Source organism: Qipengyuania gaetbuli, from assembly GCF_009827315.1.
Classification (GTDB): Bacteria; Pseudomonadota; Alphaproteobacteria; order Sphingomonadales; family Sphingomonadaceae; genus Qipengyuania; species Qipengyuania gaetbuli.
This window is the reverse complement of record NZ_WTYF01000004.1, coordinates 25,928-45,125: the sequence shown is the minus strand read 5'-3', so window position 1 is coordinate 45,125 and position 19,198 is coordinate 25,928. Positions and strand designations below refer to the sequence as shown.

Genomic DNA, 19,198 nt, shown 5'->3' with positions numbered 1-19,198 from the left:
GGATGACGACGATGACCGACGAAGCCCCGAAGACCGAACCGGGCCGCGCACGCGCCCTGTTCTCCACCGCCGACTTCCGCCTGCTGCGGACCGCCCTGATGCATTACGCAAGGGCGACGGATGACCGGGAGGAGCTCGCCAAGATCAACGCGCTCCACCACCGCCTGGGCACCTACGTGCCTTCGGACAGCTAAATACCAGTTCTCCTGGGGAGGAGAAACGGCCGTCGCAGCACCCCCAAAGCTGCGGCGGCCGTAAATTTTTGGCTCAGCCCCCGCTGCGCGGCATCAGTTCCAGCGCAGCACCGGCAAGCGCTTCCGCACCTGTCGCGACCACCTTTTCGGCATCGGGCGCCCAGAACGGCGAGTGCAGCGAAGGCAGCGGCTTGCCCTCTTCTTTAAGCGCCCTGAGCATGTGGTCCGGCGTACCGCTGACCCAGAAGATCACCGACTTGATGTTGTCGGGATCGGCACGGCGATATTCGCTGAAATCCTCGCCCCCCATTACCGGCGGCTGCGTACCGACACGGTCGGCCCCGAAGCGGTCGGCGAAGCTGGCGAGCAGTTGTTCGGCGAAATCGGGATCGTTGTAGGTGGACGGCGTGAAGTCTTCCTGCACCTCGACCACCGGCATCAGGTTTTCGGGCATGCCAGCCGCCACCGCCTCGCCGCGGGCGATGCGGGCAATCCCGTCGAGCAGCAGCTTGCGGCTTTCGTCCGAATAGCTGCGCACGGTCAGCTGCATGCGCGCCTCGTTCGAGATGATGTTGTGCTTGGCACCGGCAAGGAAGCTGCCCACCGTCACCACGCCCGGTTCCAGCGGCGAGAGTTCGCGGCTGACCAGCGTCTGCAGGCGCATGACGATGGCGCTGGCGAGCACGATCGGGTCCTTGGTGGTGTGCGGATAGGCCCCGTGGCCGCCTACACCCTTCACCGTGATGTTGACACTGTCGACATTCGCCAGCGCATAGCCCGGCGAGATGCCGATGCTGCCGGCCGGCTTGTCCGCGGCCGCATCGTGGAAGGCGATGGCGTAATCGGGCTTGGGGAAACGGGTATAGAGCCCGTCGGCCAGCATGGCGCGCGCACCGCCGCCGGCTTCCTCGGCAGGCTGGAGGACCATGACCAGCGTGCCCTGCCATTCGTCCTTGCGTTCGGCGAGCAGCTGGGCTGCACCGATGAAGCCGGTCATGTGGGTATCGTGGCCGCAGGCGTGCATCACGCCCGTCGTCACGCCGCTGGCAGGCGTCGCCATGACCTTGCTGGCGAAGGGCAGTCCGGTCTGTTCGACCACCGGCAGCCCGTCCATGTCGGCACGCAGCAGGACGGTGGGCCCGTCACCGTTCCTCATAACCGACACGACGCCGGTCTTGCCCACGCCTTCGGTCACTTCGAAGCCCAGCGCGCGCATCCGCTTGGCGAGCTTGGCGGAGGTCTTGTACTCCTCGAAGCTGAGTTCGGGATTGGCGTGGAGGTCGCGGTAAAGCTCCATCAGGTCGGGCATGTCTTCGGCCAGCGAGGCGCGCAGGTCCTGCGCCGAGGCAGGAGCCGCAAAGGCGATGGCAAGCGCGGCAAGGCTTGTTGGACGGATGTAGGACTTCACGGGTTTCTCCCCCACAGCATGGAACACTTGGAACACGGTCATGGGGCAAAATTCCCCGCCCCCGACCATCGCCCCTCTGGCCGCGCCTGTCTGGCACGGCAGCAGGCCGTAGGAAAGCCCTACAACCCGTAAGTGAAGACGAGCGCTGCCGACAGCGTGACCACCATGATGATGACCAGCGGCACGCCTGTGCGGATGTAGTCCCCGAACTGGTAGCTGCCTTCCGACATGATCAGCATGTTGGTCTGGTACGCGATGGGCGTCGCATAACAGAGGTTGCAGCCGAACAGCACGGCTAGCACGAGTGGCTCGGGAGGAAGCCCCAGCTGGTTCGCAATGCTGAATGCAATAGGGGTGCCGACGGTCGCCGCAGTCGCATTGGAGGCGAAATTCGTCAGGAACGTCACGAACAGCATGATGGCGGCCAGCACTGCGGCAGGTGAGAGATGTTGCAGACCCGATGCGATGACGAGGCCAAGCCAGTCTGCGGCCCCGCTTTCGAGAACAATGCGTCCGATCGCGATACTGGCTGCCACAAGCACGATGACCTTGCCCGAAAGTGCTCGACCGACGCGGTCGAATTTCACGCAGCCGGTCACGAACATCAGGATCGAACCGGCAAGCGCGGATATCGCGATCGGCACCTTGAGGAGGTAGAACCCCTCGCTGCCGTAGAAAGGCAGGCCGACCGATGCCAGCGCGACCGACCCAATCATGATGACCCCGGCAAGCACGGCCTTCGACCGCCGCGGCAATTCGCGCATCCCTTCGAGAATCAGCAGGCTGTCGGCCTGCGCGAAATTCTGCAGATCGTCGGGCAGGCCCATGACCAGCAGCACGTCGCCTTCGCTGATGCGCATGTCGCCGCCGACCGAGTACCGGTCTTTTTCGCCCACCAGCCGCTTGGGCCGGTGCATTCCGATCACCGCCACGCCGTAAAGGTCGGCAATGCCCGATCCCGGAAGGGTGCGCCCGATGAGGCGGGAATCGGCAGTGACGGTCATCTCCACGACGGCGATGTCGATGCGCTTTTCTTCCGAAGTGCGGCGGATGCGCTCGAGCACCCAGGACGGCGCGGTATCGCCCCTGAGGATCCGCGCCGCTTCCTCGATGGCTTCGTGGGTGCCCGACATGGTCAGGCGCTGGTTCGCGCGCATCAATCCGGCCGGCACCTCGTCGAACTCGATGCCTTCGGGCAGACGGCGGACCACTTCGGCCAGTTCCCTGCCGTTGAGGATGGAATTTTCCGTGATGCGCAGCCGGGTAACGAACCTGCGCATCTCGTGCTGGTTGGTGATCCGGTTGTCGCCCAGCAACCGCGGCATGACCAACCACAGGTATGGCAAGGCAACCACCGCGGCGACAAGGACGATGCCGGTATAATCGAACACCCCCATCTGGCGCATGCCCAGGTCGACCGCGATCGAGACGACCAGAATATTGGTCGAAGTGCCGATGGTGGTTGCCATGCCCCCGATCAGAACTGCGGCATTGATCGGTATGAGAGTCTTCGAGGCCGGCATGCCGCTCCGGTTCGCCAGGGCCATGAAGATCGGCAGCAACAGGACCAGAACGGGTGTGTCGTTGACGCCCATCGACAGGATCATCGCGACCAGCAGCGAAACCAGCAAGCCCAGCTGCCCGTTGATCTTGAACACTTTTTCAAGCAGGCGCGCCGCCGGTTCAAGGGCCCCTGTCACCACGAGCCCGCGCCCCATGATCATGAGGGCGCAGATCGTGATCAGGGCGTAATGGCCGAAACCGGAGAATGCGAGGGCCAGCCCATCGGTCGGTGCGGTCCCTTCCAGCGGAAAGAAATACAGGCCCACCGCGATGACCGCGATTGTCAGCAGCGAGACGATCTCCACCGACATGCGGCCGCGGGCAAAGGCGACGAACATGGCGACAGTCACGACCATGGCGGCTATCGCGTGATAGGACGGAATTCCGATCATCCGCCTGCGTGAATTCCATCGCTGGCGCGCGAATTCAAGGGCTTTCGTCCCCCAGTTTCAATTCGTCTCAGCTTTGCGCAGGTGCGGCGGTGCCTCGTCCCCCTACCAGCAGGGCCGCGGCAAAGGCAGCTGCGACCAGCGTACCGGCGCCGCCTGCAAGGAAAGTCCAGTCCGCGCGGCTGGCCATCGCAACAAGGTTGAGCCCTAGCGCCGCAAGCCCCGAAAGCACGCAGATTGCGCCTACTGCCTTGGCAACCGCTCCGCCCTTCCCGAACAGCGACAGTCCCAGCATCACGGCCGCCGCGCCGAGGGTGAACTTGGCGAGGAAATAGAGGAAGAACGCGCCTGCCAGCACCGCCTCGAACAGTTCGGGCAGGCTTTCCGACACTTTCATCGCGGGCGCGAACATCGAAAGGCCCATCGCGACCTGCAGCATGTTGAGCAGGCCGGAAATGCCGACCAGCGTCCACAGCATCGCATTATTCGGCTGCCGCATTCCGAGTGCGAACGACACGGTCGCCAGCACGAGGAAGGCGATAAGTTCCGCAAACCATGTCAGCGGGCGCAGCATCTCGTTTTCTGAGCCCGAAACGACGGTGATGTAGAAGATCTGCGACGCCACGGTCGCCAGCAGCGCGATTGCGACTGCGCGAATGGATGCCTGCTCGCTCATGGACTGTCCCCCTTGTGCCGGCACGGGATGAAACCATGCCGTTCGCGGGGTCTGCCACGAAAGTTACAGCGAATGGAAGGCTGGTACCCCTGGCCGGACTCGAACCGGCACTTCAAAGAAACTCGATTTTGAGTCGAGCGCGTCTACCAATTCCGCCACAGGGGCCTGTGCAAGAGCGCGGGAGTTAGCCGCGCTCTGCGGGTGCATCAAGCCTTGAGGGCCTGCGCCACCAGTTTGTGCAGCTTCGAATGCAGCTGGTCGTTGGCAGCCAGAACCTGCTTCGAATGGATCTGTTCCGAACGGCCACGGAAATCGGACACGAAGCCGCCGGCCTCGCGCACGATCAGGCAGCCTGCTGCCGTATCCCAGTCGTTGAGACCGCTTTCCCAATAGCCGTCGAACCGACCGGCTGCGAGCCATGCAAGATCGAGCGAGGCGGCGCCGAAGCGGCGGATGCCCGCGACATTGGGGCCGACCGCGCTGAAGATTTTCGACCATTCGGCAAAGTCGCCGTGACCCTGGAACGGGATGCCGGTGGCGATCAGCGCTTCGGACGGGTTGCGGCGCGAGGACACGCGCAGGCGGCCGTCATGCAGCCATGCGCCGCGGCTCTTTTCTGCCCAGAATGTCTCGTCGGTGACGGGGTTGTAGACCACGCCGGCAGTCACTTCGCCCCATTCGTCGCTGCCGAGCTTGCGTTCCTGCACCGCAATGCTGATCGCGAAATGCGGGATGCCGTGGAGAAAGTTGCTGGTGCCGTCGAGCGGATCGACGATCCAGCGCGGCATGCCGTCCTTGCCGTCGATCACGCCCGCTTCTTCCATCACGAAGCCCCAGTCGGGCCTCGCCAGGAGCAGCTCGTCGTAGATCGCGCGTTCGGCGCGCATGTCCGCCTTGGACACGAAATCGGCAGGGCCCTTGCGGCTCACCTGAAGGTGTTCGATCTCGCCGAAATCGCGGCGCAGGCGGGCACCCGCCTTGCGCGCGGCTTTCTCCATTACGCGGATCAGTCCGGAAATTGCGGCCATTGGTATCTCTTACTCGGTGAGGACGCGGATCGAACGCGCCTGCAGGTGGATGTCGCCCCACTCGCAGGCCATGTCGAACTTCGTGCCCTCGATGTTGAAAGTGTCGATCGCGAAGCGGCGCTTGCCTTCGTCGCCGATGTCGCGGCGGTCGAGGCTGAGCTTGGAAATGCCCGCGAAGCGCAGCATTCCGGGGTGGAAGCAGCCGTCCTCCCCTGCACCCGGCTCCTCGTAATCGGGGTGGCCGGGCTCGAGGCAGAAATCCATCTCCAGCGTCAGTTCGTCATCGTTGATGATCACCGCGCGCAGCTTGCTGCTGGGGATGTCGACGTGATCGAACCGGCTGGCGATGGATTTGCCCATGGTCGTTGTGCCTCAGTTGGCCTTGCCGACGTAGGTCTGCTCGTAGACGTCGACCACGATGCGCGTGCCGCTTTCGATGTGCGGCGGGACCATGATGCGCACGCCGTTGTCGAGCACGGCAGGCTTGTAGCTGGACGAGGCAGTCTGGCCCTTCACCACAGCGTCGGCTTCGACGATCGTGGCTTCGACCTGCTGCGGCAGTTCGACGCTGATGGGCTTTTCGTCCCACAGTTCGAGCATGACCCGCATGCCGTCCTGAAGGAACGGGCGGGCATCGCCGAGGAGGTCGGAAGGCAGGTTGATCTGCTCGTAGGTTTCCTGGTCCATGAACACGAGCATGTCGCCGTCTTCATAGAGGAACTGGTAGTCCTTCGTATCGAGGCGCACCTTCTCGACCGTGTCGGCGCTGCGGAAGCGGACGTTGGTCTTGCGGCCGTCCTGCAGGTTCTTCATTTCGACCTGCATGTAGGCGCCGCCCTTGCCGGGCTGGGTGTGCTGGATCTTGGCGACCTTCCAGATGCCGCCTTCGTACTCGATGATATTGCCCGGACGGATGTCCACGCCACTGATCTTCATGGGAAACCTGCCTTCGATGTGAAAGAGCTCCGACCGGGAGGGATTCGTGCCGGGCGGACGTGCGCCGCGCGCCTTACCCGAGGCAGGCCAATCGGGCAAGCAATGGAAAATTCATGCGGCACCCCCTATATTGGCTGGTGGAGGGCATCACCATGAAACGCCTCATTGCCACTGGCCTCGCCGCCGCCGCGTTTGCCGCCACCGCCGCACCGATGGTGCAGGCGCAGGGCCGGCTCGGCCTGCTCGAACAGGGCGAATATGTCTGCGCCCTGCCCGGCAGCGCCACCGGACCCGCCTGGCGCGAGATGGACGCGCATAATTTCGCCATCACCGGAGCGTCGAGTTACCGCACCGACAAGGGACAGGGCACCTACCTGCTCGAAGGCAACCGCGTGACCTTCACGCGCGGCCCGATGAAGGGGCATCGCATGATGCTGCTGTCGTCCGGGCTGCTGCAGGAACTGGGCAAGGACGACAAGCTCGGCCGCCTGCGCTGCCACCGCGCAGGCCCGCTGCAAGACTGACCTAGCGCCCCGCCGTCAGCAGCGGGAACGGATTGACCGCGTTTGCGGGCTCCCACCACTCGGCGTCCTGCGTGGTCTGCAAAATCGCGAAATGCAGGTGCGGAGCCTCGTCCGAGGCATTCCCGCTCGACCCTACCGTTCCCAGCCGCTGGCCGCGGCGCACGCGCTGGCCTTCCTTGAGCCCTTCGGCATAGCGGTCGAGATGGGCGTAGTAATGGATCGTCTCGCCATCGGGTGAGCGCACGTAGATCGTGTTGCCGCCCGCATCGGAGCGGAACAGCTTCTCCACCGTCCCCGGGCCTGCCGCCACCACGCTGGTGCCGCGCGGTGCCATGATGTCGATCGCCTCGTGCAGCCGCACACCCTCGCTGCGCGAATCGCTGAAGGTGTCGGTTAGGTCGGACGGGCGGATGTTCTTGACCGGAATGAGCAATTGCCGCCCGTCGCTGTCGGCAGGAGCGGTCGGCCCTGCCCTGTCGAGCGAAGCGGCAGAGGCGTCGGTCTCGCCATCGGTGGGCACAGCGACGGGACTGGGTGCAGCCTCTGCCGGGCGCGTGTTCTTGCGCTGGCTTTCGCTGCTCGCATTCTCAATCAGCGTGCCGCCCGCCACGATCCAGATCGCGCTGGTAATCGTGGCGGTGATGACGATGGTGAGGATGCGATCGACAAGGTTCATGGGTCCACCCTAACCCATCAGGCTTCGAATATCACCTGCGTCGATTGCGAGACCATCTGTGCGAGCCGCGCTGCATCCCAATTGGTCAGCCGCACGCAGCCGCTGCTCTGGGCACGGCCGATAGTATCGGGTTCGGGCGTGCCGTGGATGCCGTAATGTTCCTTGCTGAGGTCGATCCACACGACCCCGACCGGGCTGTTGGGTCCGGCAGGCAGCTTGTAGGTCTCGCCCGAACCCTTGCCGAGCACTTCGGGATCATAGGAATAGGGCGGGTTGTAAGCCTCGCCGAGGATTTTCCATTCGCCCAGCGGCAGGGGAAATTCGCTCGACCCGGATGACACGGTGAACAGGGCCACCAGCTTGTCGCCCTGATAGGCGCGCATTGTGCTGCCTGCCTTGCTGACGACGATGCGGTCGACTTCGGTCTGCTCGCTGCCGACGCCGAGCGAAGCGAGCGTGCGCTGCCAGTTATTGTCGTCGATCGAGCCGGGCTTGATGGCATCCGCGCCAATATTGGGCACGCGGATCTGCTGGCCCACCTGGAAATAACTCGGCTCCTCGCCATCGGGCCGGGCGATGTCGGGGGTCGGCGTTGGCTGCGGATTGGGGCCCTTGCCCTGCGCCGCACCCGCAGGTTGACCGCCGGGATTGAGTTCCTTCAGCACCGCGACTGTGGTGTGGAAACGTTCGGCCAGCCGCTCGTCGAGCGAGCGATAGCCAAGCCTCTCCATTTCCGCCTGCTCGGCCGGATCCTCGGGGATCGAGCGATAGTCGGTCTTGCCCCAGCTTGCCGGGATGGTGACCACGCGGGTCGCAGGTATCTGCTCCCACTCCGCCAGCGCAGCCCGGGTCGGCTCGTCGAGTTCACCCGTGGTATCGAGGTCGTTGGCTTCCTGGAAACCAAGCAGCGCGTTCTCGGTGCTCATGCCCATCTTGCCGTCGATGACGCCCGGTCCGAAGCCGATCCGGTCGAGCACGACCTGTGCCTGCATGACCGGGCGTTCTTCAGAATCGGGAATGGCATCGGCATCTGCCGCCATCGCATCGCCCTTGCCATAGGCCGCGTCGTTCGAGGCCATCGCGTCGGCGTAATTGTCCTCGCCATAGGTTTCGTACCCCTGGTCGGGCGCGGCAGGCCGGGCGGCGGCAGTGCCGGTCTGGTCAGTTTCTTCGGCCCCGTCCAGCCCGCAGGCGGCAAGGGTTACGCAGGATGCGGCGAGAAGCAGGAAATGGCGCATGGGAACTCCCGAAATTACGGGACGCGACCCGTCCCTTCGGGAGAAACAACTCACTTTACCGACATTTGCTCCGCAAAGGCCTTGATTGCTGCCACTTCGTCGCCGTTCCAGACGGCACCCGATACGGCGAGGAAGTCGGCCCCTGCCTCCACGATCGGACGGCAATTGTCGGGCGTGATCCCGCCGATGGCGACGCTGGGGATCTCGACCATCTCGCTCCACCATTCGAGCAGTTCGAGCTCGGCCGTGTGCTCGGTCGCCTTGGTCGTGCTGGGGTAGAATGCGCCGAAAGCGACATAGTCCGCCCCCGCCTCGCCCGCTTCCAGCGCGAGGTGGCGCGAGCCGTGGCAAGTCACGCCGATTTGCGCCTCGCGGCCCAGTTCCTCGCGCGCGTCGGCAGGATCGCCGTCGCCCTGCCCCAGATGCACGCCGTCGGCCTTGAGCCGCTTGGCCAGCCCAACATCGTCATTGACGATAAAGGCGACCTCGCGCGCGGCGCAGATCGCCTGCAGCGGTTCGGCAAGCGCAGCAGCCTCGTGCTGGTCCAGCCCCTTCACGCGGAACTGGAAGGCCGTGACGAGGCCTGCGCCTGCGTCGAGCGCGCGTTCGAGGCGTGCGGGAAAATCGCCCGACACGTCGAGCGGCGAAATCAGGTAGAGTTGGCAGGGGGTATCGGTCATCGCGGCGCTTCGTATCGCCAGAAACGCGCTTCGTCGACATTCAGATTTGCGAAAGCGGCGCGCGGCCTATCCTTGCGTCATGACCAAACGCCCCCTCGCCCTAGTGGCAGCCGCCCTGCTCTTCCCCGCGATCGCCGCCTGCGCGGTGGTGCCCGATGCGCCCATCGTGGAAGGAACGCCGCGTGCCGAAGGCACTCCCGTGGCCATCGGCCAGCCGGTGCGCGTGGGCGATATCGTGGTCACGCCCCGCCGCGTGGTCGAGGACAGCCGCTGCCCGGTGAATGCGCGCTGCGTGTGGGCGGGCCGCCTCGTGGTCGAAACCCGCATCGATGGTGCGGGCTGGCGCGACACGGCCAATATCGCGCTGGGCGAAGACTATGGTACGCACGACCGCGTGATCGCGCTCGTCTCGGGCGCGCCGGAGGTCACCACCGGGCGCGAACTGGCGCCCGGCGATTATCGCTTCGTCTACGAAAGCAGGTAGGTCGTCAGGCGATGCTGGCGGCGTGGATCTGGTCGATCGCGCCCGACAGCGTGCCGTCGAATTCCTCGTCACTCTGCGTGGCGCGCAGGTCCTGCAGCAGGCCGCGGCTGAAGCTGGCGATCATGCCCGGGTTCTGCGCCAGGTATTCGCACGCCTCGTCGGTCGAATAGCCGCCCGACAAAGCCACGACGCGAAGCACCTTGGGGTGGCCGACGAGACCCGAATAAAGGCCCGCTTCCTTGGGGATCGACAGCTTGAGCATGATCTGCTGGCCTTCCGGCAGCGCATCCAGCCCTTCCTCGATCGCGGCGAGCATGATCTTTTCGCCTTCCGCACGGTCGGCGGCAGTGATGTCGTATTCCGGTTCCAGGATCGGCACGAGGCCGCAGGACAAGATGCGTGCACCCTCGGCGAACTGCTGGTGCACGGCTGCCTTGATGCCGGCGGGGTTGGCCGACTTCACGACGCTGCGCATCTTGGTGCCGAAAACGCCCAGATCGCGGGCGCGGTTGCACATGTCCTCGAGGCCCGGGTTGGGCTTCATCAGCTGCGCGCCGTCACGCTCGCCCTCGAGGCCCTTGTCGACCTTGAGGAAAGGAACGATGCCGCGTTCTGCAAGGCGGTGGGGCACGCTCTTGCCGCCGCTCTGGCCGTCCATGGTCTTTTCGAACAGGATCGCGCCGATGACCTTGCCATTGCCGAAGCAGGGCGCCTCGATGATGCGCTGGCGCATTTCGTGGATCAGGCCGAACATTTCGTCCTCGGTGGTCCAGGCACCCTCTTCGATGCCGTAGCCCTTGAGCGCCTTGGGGGTCGATCCGCCCGACTGGTCGAGCGCCGCGATGAAGCCCTGGCCGGTGGCGATACGCTGGCGCATTTCCTCGAAATTCATGTCCGTCCTCGCTGGTGCGTGCATAGGTATGCACGGCCCCTTAGCGGGGGCTCTTCGCAGCTGCAACAGGAACGCGAGTATTACTTGTTGAGGGCGGCGACCCCGGGCAGGTCCTTGCCTTCCATCCATTCTAGGAAGGCGCCGCCTGCGGTCGACACGAAGGTGAACTCGTCCTTCACCCCGGCATGGGCCAGCGCGGCGACGGTATCGCCCCCGCCCGCTACCGAAGTGAGCGAGCCGTCCTGCGTCAGCGCGGCAGCCGTCTTGGCGAGCGCCACGGTGGCCGCGTCGAACGGCTCGGTCTCGAACGCGCCCATCGGGCCGTTCCAGACGAGCGTACGGCAGGTCTTGAGCACGTCGCCAAGGGCCTCCACCGCCAGCGGGCCGACGTCGAGGATCATCTCGTCCGTGGCAACCTCGTGGACGTTGCAGATCCGCATGCTCGCCGGGTTGGCCGCGAATTCCTTCGCCACCACCACGTCATAGGGCAGGTGCACGGTGCAGCCGGCATGGTCGGCCGTGTCCATGATGCGGTTGGCGGTATCGGTCAGGTCGTGTTCGCACAGCGACTTGCCCACATCGACCCCGCGGGCGGCCAGAAAGGTATTGGCCATGCCCCCACCGATGATGAGGTGCTGGACCTTGCCGACGAGGTTTTCGAGCACGTCGAGCTTGGTCGAAACCTTGGCCCCGCCGACCACGGCGGCTACCGGCGTCTGCGGCGCGCCGAGCGCGGCGTCGAGTGCCCTCAGTTCCGCTTCCATCGCGCGGCCCGCATAGGCGGGGAGGAAATGCGCCAACCCTTCGGTCGAGGCATGGGCGCGGTGCGCCGCGGAAAAAGCGTCGTTGACGTAGAAATCGCCATGCGCCGCAATGGCCTTCGCGAATTCGGGATCGTTCGCTTCCTCGCCAGGCCAGAACCGCACATTGTCGAGCAGCCCGATATCGCCATCGCGCAGGATACCGATCGATTGTTCCACCACGGGCCCCGAGACTTCGGGGATGAACATGATTTCCTTGTCCAGCACACGCTCGACATCGCCCTGCACCATGCTGGTGCTCATGGTCGAGTGGCGCTGGCCCTTGGGCCGGCCGAAATGCGCGAGCAACAGGACCTTGGCGCCCTTGTCCGACAACTCGAGGATGGTCTCTTTGACCGCCTCGACGCGGGTGACGTCGCTGGCGCGCCCTTCATGCATCGGCAGGTTGAGATCGACGCGCACCAGCGCGACCTTGCCGGTTACGTCGCCAAGGTCGTCCAGGGTCCTGAATTTGCTCATCTGAGTGTCCTTAGAGGAACTTCGCCATCACGCCGGTGGTGTCGATCATGCGGTTCGAGAAGCCCCACTCGTTGTCGTACCAGCTGACGACGCGCGCCAGCTTGCCTTCGAGCACGGCGGTTTCGAGGCTGTCGACGGTCGAGCTGGCCGGGTGGTGGTTGAAGTCGCTGCTGACGAGCGGCTGGTCGGTATAGTCGAGTACGCCCTTCATCTTGCCTTCCGCTGCGGCCTTGAGCGCGGCGTTGATTTCCTCTGCCGTGGTGTCGCGGCCGGGGACGAAGGTCAGGTCGACCAGCGAGACGTTCGGCGTCGGCACGCGGACCGACGAACCGTCCAGCTTGCCCTTGAGTTCCGGCAGGACGAGGCCGACCGCACGGGCAGCGCCGGTGGTGGTCGGGATCATGTTCTGCGCACCGCCGCGGGCACGACGCAGGTCCTTGTGGATCTGGTCGAGCATGCGCTGGTCGTTGGTGTAGCTGTGGATCGTGGTCATGAAGCCGCGCTCGATCCCGACGAGGTCCTGCAGGACCTTGGCGACCGGTGCGAGGCAGTTGGTGGTGCAGCTGGCGTTCGAGATGATGTCGTCGTCAGCGGTCAGCGTGTCGTGGTTCACGCCGTAGACGATGGTCTTCGACACGCCCGTTGCCGGGGCCGAGATGATCACGCGCTTGGCGCCTGCCGCAAGGTGCGGACGGGCCGCTTCGTCCGACTGGAAGAAGCCGGTGCATTCCATGACGATGTCCACGCCCATTTCGGCGTGCGGCAGCTTGCCGGGATCGCGTTCGCTGGTGACGCGCACGTGCTTGCCGTTGATGACGAGGTCTTCGCCGTCCACTTCGACCGTGCCGGGGAAGCGGCCGTGGGTGCTGTCGAAACCGAACAGCAGCGCGTTCGACTTGGTGTCGGACAGGTCGTTGATCGACACCAGCTCGAGGTCGTGGTCGTCACGCTCCAGGATGGCGCGCGCCACCAGGCGACCGATACGTCCGAAACCGTTGATTGCAACCTTGGTCGCCATTGGGAAGAACTCCTGCTTAGCCGTTCAATTTGTTGATGATTTGCGGGACAATCGCCTCCGCGGTGATACCGAATTTCGCGTAGAGGTCGCCGGCCGGGGCGGATGCGCCGAAGCGGTCGATGCCGATGGTCAGGCCGTCGACGCCGACAAAGCGTTCCCAGCCCTGTGTGACGCCCGCCTCTATCGAGACCTTGAGCGCATCGGCGGGCAGCACGTCGGCGCGGTAGGCCGCGTCCTGCTGCGCGAAGAGCTCCATGCACGGCATCGAGACGACATCCGCGCCGATACCCTGTTCCTCGAGGCCGGCGGCACAGGCCATGGCCACCTCGACTTCCGAACCAGTCGCCACCAGCACGACCTTGCGGTCGGCATCGGCGGCCTTGAGGCGGTAGGCGCCCTTGGCGCTACGGTTCCTCGCCGCGCTCCAGTCCGCATCGCCTTCGCCGCGCAGCTGCGGCAGGTTCTGGCGACTCAGCGCGAGCACGGCAGGCGTGGTCGGCGCTTCGAGCGCCAGCGCCCAGCATTCCGCCGTCTCGATCGTGTCGCACGGGCGATAGACGTTGAGATTGGGGATCAGGCGCAGGCTCATCACCTGCTCGATCGGCTGGTGGGTCGGACCGTCTTCGCCAAGGCCGATGCTGTCATGCGTCAGGACATAGGTCACGTTGATCTGCTGCAGCGCCGACAGGCGGATCGCATTGCGGCAATAGTCACTGAAGATCAGGAACGTGCCGCCATAGGGCGCAACGCCGCCGTGCAGCGCCATGCCGTTCATCGCGGCGGCCATTCCGAACTCGCGGATGCCGTAATAGAGATAGCGGCCGCTGTAATCGTCCGCGCTGAAGGGTGCGGTCGAGGCGGTCTTGGTGTTGTTCGAGCCGGTGAGGTCGGCCGAACCGCCGATCAGCTGGGGCAGCTTCTCGGTCAGCGGGCCGAGCGCCATTTCCGATGCCTTGCGGGTGGCAACGGTCTTGGGATTGGCGGCGAGGTCCCGGATGTAGCCTTCCAGCGCGGGGCTCGCGAGATTTCCGACGCCAGCCATGTGCTTCTCGAACGCGGCCCGCGCCGCGCTGTCGGCTTCGAGACGCTGGCGCCATTCCGCATGGGCGACCTTCCCGCTTTCGGCGGTCGAGCGCCAGTCGGCAAGGATCGCATCCGGCACGGTGAAAGGCTCTGCGTCCCAGCCGAGATATTCGCGGGCGGCGGCAATTTCGTCCGCACCCAGCGGCGCGCCGTGGACATTGTGGCCGCCCTGCTTGTTCGGGGCGCCCTTGCCGATGACAGTGCGGCAGGCGATCAGCGAGGGGCGTTCGTCGGCCAGCGCTTCATCGAGCGCGCGGCGGATGTCCGCGAAATCATGACCGTCGCAGCTGGTCACGTGCCAACCGGTCGCCTCGTAGCGGGCCTTGATGTCCTCGCTCGTCGACAGGTCGGTATCGCCGTCGATGGTAATACGGTTGTCGTCCCAAAGCACGTTCATGCGGCCGAGCTTCAGGTGGCCGGCAAGTCCGATCGCTTCGTGGTTGATGCCTTCCATCAGGCAACCGTCGCCTGCGATCACCCAGGTGCGGTGGTCGACCAGCCGGTCGGAGAAGACCGCGTTGAGGTGACGTTCGGCAATTGCCATGCCGACAGCCATCGCAAGGCCCTGGCCGAGCGGGCCGGTGGTGCATTCCACGCCGTCGAGGAGGAAGTTTTCCGGGTGGCCGGCGCAGGGGCTGCCGAGCTGGCGGAAGTTGCGGATGTCGTCTATCGTCGGACGCTCGTAGCCCGACAGGTGGAGCAGCGCGTAGATCAACATCGAGCCGTGGCCGGCCGAAAGCACGAAACGGTCGCGATCGGCCCAGTTCGGCGCGGCAGGATCGTGGCGCAGATATTCGCTCCACAGCACCGTCGCGGCGTCGGCCATGCCCATCGGCATGCCGGGATGCCCCGAGTTTGCCGCCTGCACCGCATCCATCGAAAGAGCCCTGATGGCGTTGGCCATCTGGACCATGCGGGCAGTGTCGATTGTCATGCTTGGTATCTCCGCGAAAAAGGGCCGATTCGACGCGCGCGCACCCTTCGCGGAGGCGTGCGACAAGGTCAAGCCGAGGGCTGGGGACAGGCCCGCGAGGCCGACCCTTGAGCAACTTATCAACAGCACACCCCAAACCTTTGCGCGGCAACGCCATTCTTGGTATTTCTACGCGCCATGAGCGAAGCGCGCATCACGACGGCCATCGACAGGATCGAAAAAGCGCTCGCCCGCATAGAGACCCAGGCCGCACTTTCGCGCTCTCCGTCGGCTTCGGCTGCACTCGTGCAGAAGCACGAAACGCTGCGCGAACAGGTCACTGCCAGCCTGGCCGAACTCGACACGCTGATCGCGGGACTTGAACGATGAGCGAGGTCCGCCTCACCGTCGGCGAGCGCAGCTATACCGTCGGCTGCGCAGCCGGGCAGGAACAGCGGATCGAGTATCTCGGCGGTCTCGTCGATGCCAAGCTCAAGGCGATGGGCGGCAATCTCACCAGCAACGAGGCGAAGAACCTGCTGTTTGCCGCGCTCATGCTGGCAGACGAGGCCGACGAAGCCCGCACCAAGGGCGGCCCGGCTGCACCCTCGCCCGCACCTGCCGGATCGTCGCTCGACAGCGATGCGGTCGCCGGAAAGCTGGAACGCTTCGCCACTGCGTTCGAAAACGCTGCATCGGCTCTTGAGGGGCGCTCGCAGGCCTCCTAAATAGACTGCGGCGGGACTGCCCGGCACGAGCCGCATGAAACATCCCTGAGGCTATAAGCAATCCAAGGGAGCTGTCCCTACCTGGTTGGCGGGTTCGTCCCGGCGATCCGGATATACGGCGCCCACCTGACGTGAAGGCGTCAGAGGATTTTCCGGCAACGACCCATGGTGGTTCCGCCACATTACCTTTGCGCCTCAGGCGCCGGCGTTCGCGTCCGCTCACTTGGCTTTCCTCGCTCAAGCGACTTTGCGGTCGCGTCGCTGCGGGCGGCCGGTCGGCCTTGCGGGCCTTTGGCCCGGAGGGGGACGCACGAGTAAGCGAGTAGATGAGGCGGCAGTGACCAAGGACGAACTTCGTAAGCAACTGCGCGCGGCGCGTCGTGAAACGGTCGAGGCCCTGCCCGACAGCATGCGCGCGCTCGTGTTCCATCGCCCGCCCGCCCCGCTGCTCGACTTGCTGCCCGAAGGTGTGACCGTCGGACTCTACCGTGCCAATCCGCACGAAGCGCCTGCCGCGTCCTATGCAAAGTTCCTGTTCGAGCGGGGCCACACCCTCGCCCTGCCGCGTTTCGCCACCCGCAATGCGCCGATGGAATTCGCGCTGTTCGAAGACCCGTTCGAGGAAAGCGACCTCGAGGTCGGCCCCTGCGGCCTGATGCAGCCCGCCGTGGATGCGTCGGTAGTGTCGCCTGAAGTGCTGTTCGTACCGCTGGTCGGTTTCACCGATCGCGGCGAGCGGCTGGGCCAGGGTGGCGGGCATTACGACCGCTGGCTGGAAGCCAATCCCTATACGAAAGCGATCGGGCTCGCCTGGGACAGCCAGCTCGTTGCCGCGCTGCCCACCGAACCGCATGACCGCAGGCTCGATGCCGTCGTCACCCCTACCCGCCTTTACGGACCCTTCGCATGAGAAACGAACCTACCTGGCGTATTCCCGTCGGCCTCATAGGCTTGCTGCTGGCACTGCTGGTCTACGGCATCCTCGTCGCGCGCTACGTGCCCGAAGTGATCGGCGGCTGGAACGCGCTGGTGCAGACGGTGATCTACCTGTTCCTGGGCCTCGTCTGGCTGCTGCCGCTGCGACGCTTCCTGATCTGGATGGAAACGGGGCGCTGGTCGCCTCCTGCGGACAAGGAATGAGGCGCGCATAACGAAAAAGCGGGGCCGAAGCCCCGCTTTCACGCATCTTCAGATCTGAAGAATGTCCCAAGTGGCGCGAGTGACGGGACTCGAACCCGCGACCCTCGGCGTGACAGGCCGATACTCTAACCAACTGAGCTACACCCGCGCATTCAGGCGCTGTGCCTCTTGGGAGCCGCGCATCTAGGCGGCACTCCGATTCCTGTCAATGCGCTTTTCGCCCCTTTTTTCGGATTGTTTTCCCGCCCCCGCATTTACTCGAAAGTAACCATTGGGGGCGACACTGCCGCCAGCATTTCCACGTGGGGGAACGGGGGAAGTCGCATGTTGCAAGGGGCATTACTCATCGCATCGCTGGCGCTGCTCGGGGGCGGCGCGATCGCCGCCAAATCGGCCATCGATATCCAGGACAGCTGTTACGAGGCGCCGTCCGGCTGGCCCCGCTGACGCTCAGCAGTTTTCATATTTGCAGTAGCGTTTCTTGCCCTCGGCAAGCCATTCGACCGCCTGGTCGAGCCGGCTTGCACGGGTCGCCTCCCGCTTTGCTCCGGTAATCCAGTCGGCGTAATCGCGCCGCTGCGCCGCGGTGAAACCATCGAAGGTCGCCTTCGCCGCAGCATTCGTGCCGAGGCGTTCGGCGAGGCCTTCGGGCACGGCACTTTCCTTGACCGGTACGCGCTTCTTGCGGCCGCCGGTGGCGCTCCCGCCCGCCTCGATCACGGCGGCGATGTCCTGCAGGCGGGCGACCAGGTCCGCATCGGCGGGAAGGTCGGAGAGCTCCGCGATCTTGCCGCACTGGCCCATACCCTCGCCGTGCTTCGCCTCGCCGTGGATGGTGAAAGAGCAATGCGCCTTGAACGCCGCCATGCCGGCGACGTTCTTACCCTTGAGGCAGAAGTGCGGCATGCCCCACTTAATGTCCTCCTCGCCTTCGGGAAGCGCGTCATGCGCCACTTGCCGCAGGTGCCGAAGGATGGGCTGCGCAAACGGCGCGGCCTTGGCGATGTAGTCATCGACTCGGGTGTCGGTCTTCATGTCCGACACCCTATCACAGGTCAGTCGACGAGGATCAGCGCGGGCGTCTCGATCAGCTTCTTCAGCGCCTGGATGAAGCTGGCGGCATCATAGCCGTCGACCACGCGGTGGTCGCAGCTGATCGAGATGTTCATCAGCTTGCGCTTCTCGATCCGTTCGCCGCCCATGCCGTCAGAGACGTACATCGGGCGCTCGATAATCCGGTTCGGGCCGATGATCGCGACTTCGGGACGATTGATGACCGGCGTGGTCGCCACCCCGCCGAGGGGGCCGAGCGAAGTGACGGTCAGCGTGCCGCCTTCCATCTCTTCCTTCTTGGCTGTGCCGCTGCGAGCCGCATCGGCAAGCCGCGAGATTTCCTTGGCAAGCTGCCACAGGTTCATGGCGTGCGCATTGCGCAGAACGGGGACCATCAGGCCCGCGTCAGTCTGCGCGGCCATGCCCATGTTGACCGAACCGTGCCGAGTCACCACGCCCGCCTCGTCATCGTAGCGCGCATTGATCATCGGAAAGTCGGGCAGCGTCTTGCAGATCGCGGTGATCAACAGCGGCAGGATCGTCAGCTTGGGACGATCGCCGCGATTGGCGTTGAGCTGGGCGCGCAGGGTTTCGAGGTCCGTGACGTCCATCTCCTCGACATAGGAGAAGTGCGGGATGTTGCGCTTCGATGCAGCCATGTTCTCGGCGATGCGGCGGCGCATGCCGATGACCTTCTTCTCCTCGTCCTGGCGCGTTTTCGCGGCAGGCGAATAGCCGGAGTTGTACGATAGGAACTGGTCGAGATCGCCGTGACGGATGCGGCCCTCTTCCGAAGGCTTCACCTGCGCAAGGTCGATGCCGAGGTCTTTGGCACGCTTGCGCACGGCAGGCGTGGCGAGGACCTTGGCGTGGGCCTTGGGCTCGGGCGCCGGGGTCGGCGCGGGCAGCGGCTCGGGTTCGGGGTCTGCGGCCAGCGGATCGTCGGCATCACTCGCATCGGAGGTTTCCACCTCGATCCGCTCCTCGACCTTCTCCGCCTTGGGAGCAGGTGCCGGAGCAGGCGCTTCTTCGGCGACGTCTTCGGGAATCTCGCCCTCGACCTCGATCACGACCAGCATCGAGCCGATCGAAACCATGTCGCCTTCCTCGCCGGCGACCTCGACGATGGTGCCGGTGACCGGGCTTTCCATCGGCACAGTCGCCTTGTCGGTCATCATGTCGACGAATTCCTCGTCCTCCTGGACGCGGTCGCCGACTTTCTTGTGCCACTGGACGATCTCGGCCTCGGCGATGCCTTCGCCGATGTCGGGCATATTGAAGGTGAACTTGCTCAT

23 protein-coding genes, 2 tRNA genes and 1 other RNA gene are annotated in these 19,198 nt (G+C 64.9%); 9 read left to right on the top strand and 17 right to left on the bottom strand.

Features of this window, described 5'->3' with window-relative positions; all coding sequences use genetic code 11:
• Positions 1–11: 11 nt before the first annotated feature.
• Positions 12–194, top strand: coding sequence for a hypothetical protein (locus GRI42_RS02520; RefSeq protein WP_160606618.1), 183 nt, complete (start codon positions 12–14; stop codon positions 192–194).
• A 73-nt stretch (positions 195–267) separates the two neighbouring features.
• Here GRI42_RS02520 and GRI42_RS02515 read toward each other — a convergent pair whose 3' ends face one another.
• The 7 genes from GRI42_RS02515 to efp all read right to left on the bottom strand — a co-directional run bounded on the left by GRI42_RS02515 (position 268) and on the right by efp (position 6,194).
• Positions 268–1,638: an amidohydrolase gene (locus GRI42_RS02515; protein ID WP_407692162.1), complete on the bottom strand. Its 1,371-nt coding sequence runs from the start codon at positions 1,636–1,638 to the stop codon at positions 268–270.
• A gap of 83 nt (positions 1,639–1,721) precedes the next feature.
• Positions 1,722–3,557, bottom strand: coding sequence for an SLC13 family permease (locus GRI42_RS02510; protein ID WP_199800414.1), 1,836 nt, complete (start codon positions 3,555–3,557; stop codon positions 1,722–1,724).
• Between the two features lie 67 nt (positions 3,558–3,624).
• A complete protein-coding gene (locus GRI42_RS02505; RefSeq protein ID WP_160606614.1) occupies positions 3,625–4,230 on the bottom strand; it encodes a hypothetical protein in 606 nt (201 codons plus the stop codon).
• Positions 4,231–4,311: 81 nt separating this feature from the next.
• Positions 4,312–4,395 (bottom strand) — tRNA-Leu (locus tag GRI42_RS02500).
• A 41-nt stretch (positions 4,396–4,436) separates the two neighbouring features.
• Positions 4,437–5,258 (bottom strand): inositol monophosphatase family protein, encoded by an 822-nt coding sequence (locus GRI42_RS02495; protein ID WP_160606612.1) that lies wholly within the window; start codon positions 5,256–5,258, stop codon positions 4,437–4,439.
• Between the two features lie 9 nt (positions 5,259–5,267).
• Entirely contained in the window at positions 5,268–5,618 is a 351-nt protein-coding gene (locus GRI42_RS02490; protein ID WP_160606610.1) for a hypothetical protein, read from the bottom strand.
• A gap of 12 nt (positions 5,619–5,630) precedes the next feature.
• Positions 5,631–6,194: an elongation factor P gene (gene efp, locus GRI42_RS02485; RefSeq protein WP_160606608.1), complete on the bottom strand. Its 564-nt coding sequence runs from the start codon at positions 6,192–6,194 to the stop codon at positions 5,631–5,633.
• Between the two features lie 113 nt (positions 6,195–6,307).
• On the opposite strand from efp, the gene GRI42_RS02480 reads away from it, so the two are divergent.
• A complete protein-coding gene (locus GRI42_RS02480; protein ID WP_234033800.1) occupies positions 6,308–6,718 on the top strand; it encodes an elongation factor P in 411 nt (136 codons plus the stop codon).
• A 1-nt stretch (position 6,719) separates the two neighbouring features.
• Here the strand turns inward: GRI42_RS02480 and GRI42_RS02475 are convergent, their stop codons facing one another.
• The 3 genes from GRI42_RS02475 to thiE are packed head-to-tail and all read right to left on the bottom strand — an operon-like array spanning position 6,720 to position 9,312.
• Complete coding sequence (locus GRI42_RS02475) at positions 6,720–7,394, bottom strand: M23 family metallopeptidase (RefSeq protein ID WP_160606606.1); 675 nt, start codon at positions 7,392–7,394, stop codon at positions 6,720–6,722.
• 17 nt (positions 7,395–7,411) lie between these two features.
• Entirely contained in the window at positions 7,412–8,632 is a 1,221-nt protein-coding gene (locus tag GRI42_RS02470; protein ID WP_160606604.1) for a L,D-transpeptidase family protein, read from the bottom strand.
• Positions 8,633–8,682: 50 nt separating this feature from the next.
• Positions 8,683–9,312 carry a thiamine phosphate synthase gene (gene thiE, locus GRI42_RS02465; RefSeq protein WP_160606602.1) on the bottom strand — a complete coding sequence of 210 codons (630 nt, stop codon included), beginning with the start codon at positions 9,310–9,312 and terminating at the stop codon, positions 8,683–8,685.
• Positions 9,313–9,391: 79 nt separating this feature from the next.
• Between thiE and GRI42_RS02460 the strand changes: the two genes are divergently transcribed.
• Positions 9,392–9,796, top strand: coding sequence for a hypothetical protein (locus GRI42_RS02460; RefSeq protein WP_160606600.1), 405 nt, complete (start codon positions 9,392–9,394; stop codon positions 9,794–9,796).
• A 4-nt stretch (positions 9,797–9,800) separates the two neighbouring features.
• Here GRI42_RS02460 and GRI42_RS02455 read toward each other — a convergent pair whose 3' ends face one another.
• From GRI42_RS02455 to tkt, 4 genes are all read right to left on the bottom strand, one after another.
• Positions 9,801–10,688: a fructose bisphosphate aldolase gene (locus tag GRI42_RS02455; RefSeq protein ID WP_160606598.1), complete on the bottom strand. Its 888-nt coding sequence runs from the start codon at positions 10,686–10,688 to the stop codon at positions 9,801–9,803.
• An 80-nt stretch (positions 10,689–10,768) separates the two neighbouring features.
• Positions 10,769–11,968, bottom strand: coding sequence for a phosphoglycerate kinase (locus GRI42_RS02450; protein ID WP_160606596.1), 1,200 nt, complete (start codon positions 11,966–11,968; stop codon positions 10,769–10,771).
• 10 nt (positions 11,969–11,978) lie between these two features.
• Complete coding sequence (gene gap, locus GRI42_RS02445) at positions 11,979–12,986, bottom strand: type I glyceraldehyde-3-phosphate dehydrogenase (protein ID WP_160606594.1); 1,008 nt, start codon at positions 12,984–12,986, stop codon at positions 11,979–11,981.
• Between the two features lie 16 nt (positions 12,987–13,002).
• Positions 13,003–15,003, bottom strand: coding sequence for a transketolase (tkt, locus tag GRI42_RS02440; protein WP_160606592.1), 2,001 nt, complete (start codon positions 15,001–15,003; stop codon positions 13,003–13,005).
• Positions 15,004–15,180: 177 nt separating this feature from the next.
• Between tkt and GRI42_RS02435 the strand changes: the two genes are divergently transcribed.
• From GRI42_RS02435 to GRI42_RS02420, 5 genes are all read left to right on the top strand, one after another.
• Positions 15,181–15,372 (top strand): hypothetical protein, encoded by a 192-nt coding sequence (locus GRI42_RS02435; protein WP_160606590.1) that lies wholly within the window; start codon positions 15,181–15,183, stop codon positions 15,370–15,372.
• The gene (locus GRI42_RS02430; RefSeq protein ID WP_160606588.1) at positions 15,369–15,710 is read left to right on the top strand and encodes a cell division protein ZapA; all 342 of its coding nucleotides are present in this window, start codon (positions 15,369–15,371) and stop codon (positions 15,708–15,710) included. The genes GRI42_RS02435 and GRI42_RS02430 overlap by 4 nt, the downstream gene beginning before the upstream one ends.
• A gap of 10 nt (positions 15,711–15,720) precedes the next feature.
• Positions 15,721–15,889, top strand: a non-coding RNA gene (gene ssrS, locus GRI42_RS14205) — 6S RNA.
• A 158-nt stretch (positions 15,890–16,047) separates the two neighbouring features.
• On the top strand, positions 16,048–16,620 hold the full coding sequence (locus GRI42_RS02425; protein WP_160606586.1) for a 5-formyltetrahydrofolate cyclo-ligase: 573 nt from the start codon (positions 16,048–16,050) through the stop codon (positions 16,618–16,620).
• Positions 16,617–16,850: a DUF2842 domain-containing protein gene (locus tag GRI42_RS02420; RefSeq protein WP_160606584.1), complete on the top strand. Its 234-nt coding sequence runs from the start codon at positions 16,617–16,619 to the stop codon at positions 16,848–16,850. Before GRI42_RS02425 ends, GRI42_RS02420 begins: the two co-directional genes overlap by 4 nt.
• A gap of 71 nt (positions 16,851–16,921) precedes the next feature.
• Here GRI42_RS02420 and GRI42_RS02415 read toward each other — a convergent pair.
• A tRNA-Asp gene (locus tag GRI42_RS02415) sits at positions 16,922–16,998 on the bottom strand.
• A gap of 176 nt (positions 16,999–17,174) precedes the next feature.
• Here GRI42_RS02415 and GRI42_RS14055 point away from each other — a divergent pair.
• Positions 17,175–17,297, top strand: coding sequence for a hypothetical protein (locus GRI42_RS14055; protein WP_261388562.1), 123 nt, complete (start codon positions 17,175–17,177; stop codon positions 17,295–17,297).
• A 3-nt stretch (positions 17,298–17,300) separates the two neighbouring features.
• On the opposite strand, the gene GRI42_RS02410 is transcribed toward GRI42_RS14055, so the two are convergent.
• The gene (locus GRI42_RS02410; RefSeq protein ID WP_160606582.1) at positions 17,301–17,885 is read right to left on the bottom strand and encodes a YdeI/OmpD-associated family protein; all 585 of its coding nucleotides are present in this window, start codon (positions 17,883–17,885) and stop codon (positions 17,301–17,303) included.
• A 20-nt stretch (positions 17,886–17,905) separates the two neighbouring features.
• The gene (locus tag GRI42_RS02405; protein WP_160606580.1) at positions 17,906–19,198 is read right to left on the bottom strand and encodes a dihydrolipoamide acetyltransferase family protein; all 1,293 of its coding nucleotides are present in this window, start codon (positions 19,196–19,198) and stop codon (positions 17,906–17,908) included.

Bases quoted from the DNA above. Each gene is read 5' to 3' on its own strand.
- GRI42_RS14055 (WP_261388562.1), top strand. From the start codon at position 17,175: ATGTTGCAAGGGGCATTACTCATCGCATCGCTGGCGCTGCTCGGGGGC.
- GRI42_RS02460 (WP_160606600.1), top strand. From the start codon at position 9,392: ATGACCAAACGCCCCCTCGCCCTAGTGGCAGCCGCCCTGCTCTTCCCC.
- GRI42_RS02520 (WP_160606618.1), top strand. From the start codon at position 12: ATGACCGACGAAGCCCCGAAGACCGAACCGGGCCGCGCACGCGCCCTG.
- GRI42_RS02435 (WP_160606590.1), top strand. From the start codon at position 15,181: ATGAGCGAAGCGCGCATCACGACGGCCATCGACAGGATCGAAAAAGCG.
- GRI42_RS02495 (WP_160606612.1), bottom strand. From the start codon at position 5,258: ATGGCCGCAATTTCCGGACTGATCCGCGTAATGGAGAAAGCCGCGCGC.
- GRI42_RS02490 (WP_160606610.1), bottom strand. From the start codon at position 5,618: ATGGGCAAATCCATCGCCAGCCGGTTCGATCACGTCGACATCCCCAGC.
- GRI42_RS02510 (WP_199800414.1), bottom strand. From the start codon at position 3,557: ATGATCGGAATTCCGTCCTATCACGCGATAGCCGCCATGGTCGTGACT.
- tkt (WP_160606592.1), bottom strand. From the start codon at position 15,003: ATGACAATCGACACTGCCCGCATGGTCCAGATGGCCAACGCCATCAGG.
- GRI42_RS02450 (WP_160606596.1), bottom strand. From the start codon at position 11,968: ATGAGCAAATTCAGGACCCTGGACGACCTTGGCGACGTAACCGGCAAG.
- GRI42_RS02455 (WP_160606598.1), bottom strand. From the start codon at position 10,688: ATGAATTTCGAGGAAATGCGCCAGCGTATCGCCACCGGCCAGGGCTTC.
- GRI42_RS02470 (WP_160606604.1), bottom strand. From the start codon at position 8,632: ATGCGCCATTTCCTGCTTCTCGCCGCATCCTGCGTAACCCTTGCCGCC.
- GRI42_RS02505 (WP_160606614.1), bottom strand. From the start codon at position 4,230: ATGAGCGAGCAGGCATCCATTCGCGCAGTCGCAATCGCGCTGCTGGCG.
- GRI42_RS02420 (WP_160606584.1), top strand. From the start codon at position 16,617: ATGAGAAACGAACCTACCTGGCGTATTCCCGTCGGCCTCATAGGCTTG.
- GRI42_RS02475 (WP_160606606.1), bottom strand. From the start codon at position 7,394: ATGAACCTTGTCGATCGCATCCTCACCATCGTCATCACCGCCACGATT.
- GRI42_RS02410 (WP_160606582.1), bottom strand. From the start codon at position 17,885: ATGAAGACCGACACCCGAGTCGATGACTACATCGCCAAGGCCGCGCCG.
- gap (WP_160606594.1), bottom strand. From the start codon at position 12,986: ATGGCGACCAAGGTTGCAATCAACGGTTTCGGACGTATCGGTCGCCTG.
- efp (WP_160606608.1), bottom strand. From the start codon at position 6,194: ATGAAGATCAGTGGCGTGGACATCCGTCCGGGCAATATCATCGAGTAC.
- GRI42_RS02430 (WP_160606588.1), top strand. From the start codon at position 15,369: ATGAGCGAGGTCCGCCTCACCGTCGGCGAGCGCAGCTATACCGTCGGC.
- thiE (WP_160606602.1), bottom strand. From the start codon at position 9,312: ATGACCGATACCCCCTGCCAACTCTACCTGATTTCGCCGCTCGACGTG.
- GRI42_RS02480 (WP_234033800.1), top strand. From the start codon at position 6,308: ATGCGGCACCCCCTATATTGGCTGGTGGAGGGCATCACCATGAAACGC.
- GRI42_RS02405 (WP_160606580.1), bottom strand. From the start codon at position 19,198: ATGAGCAAGTTCACCTTCAATATGCCCGACATCGGCGAAGGCATCGCC.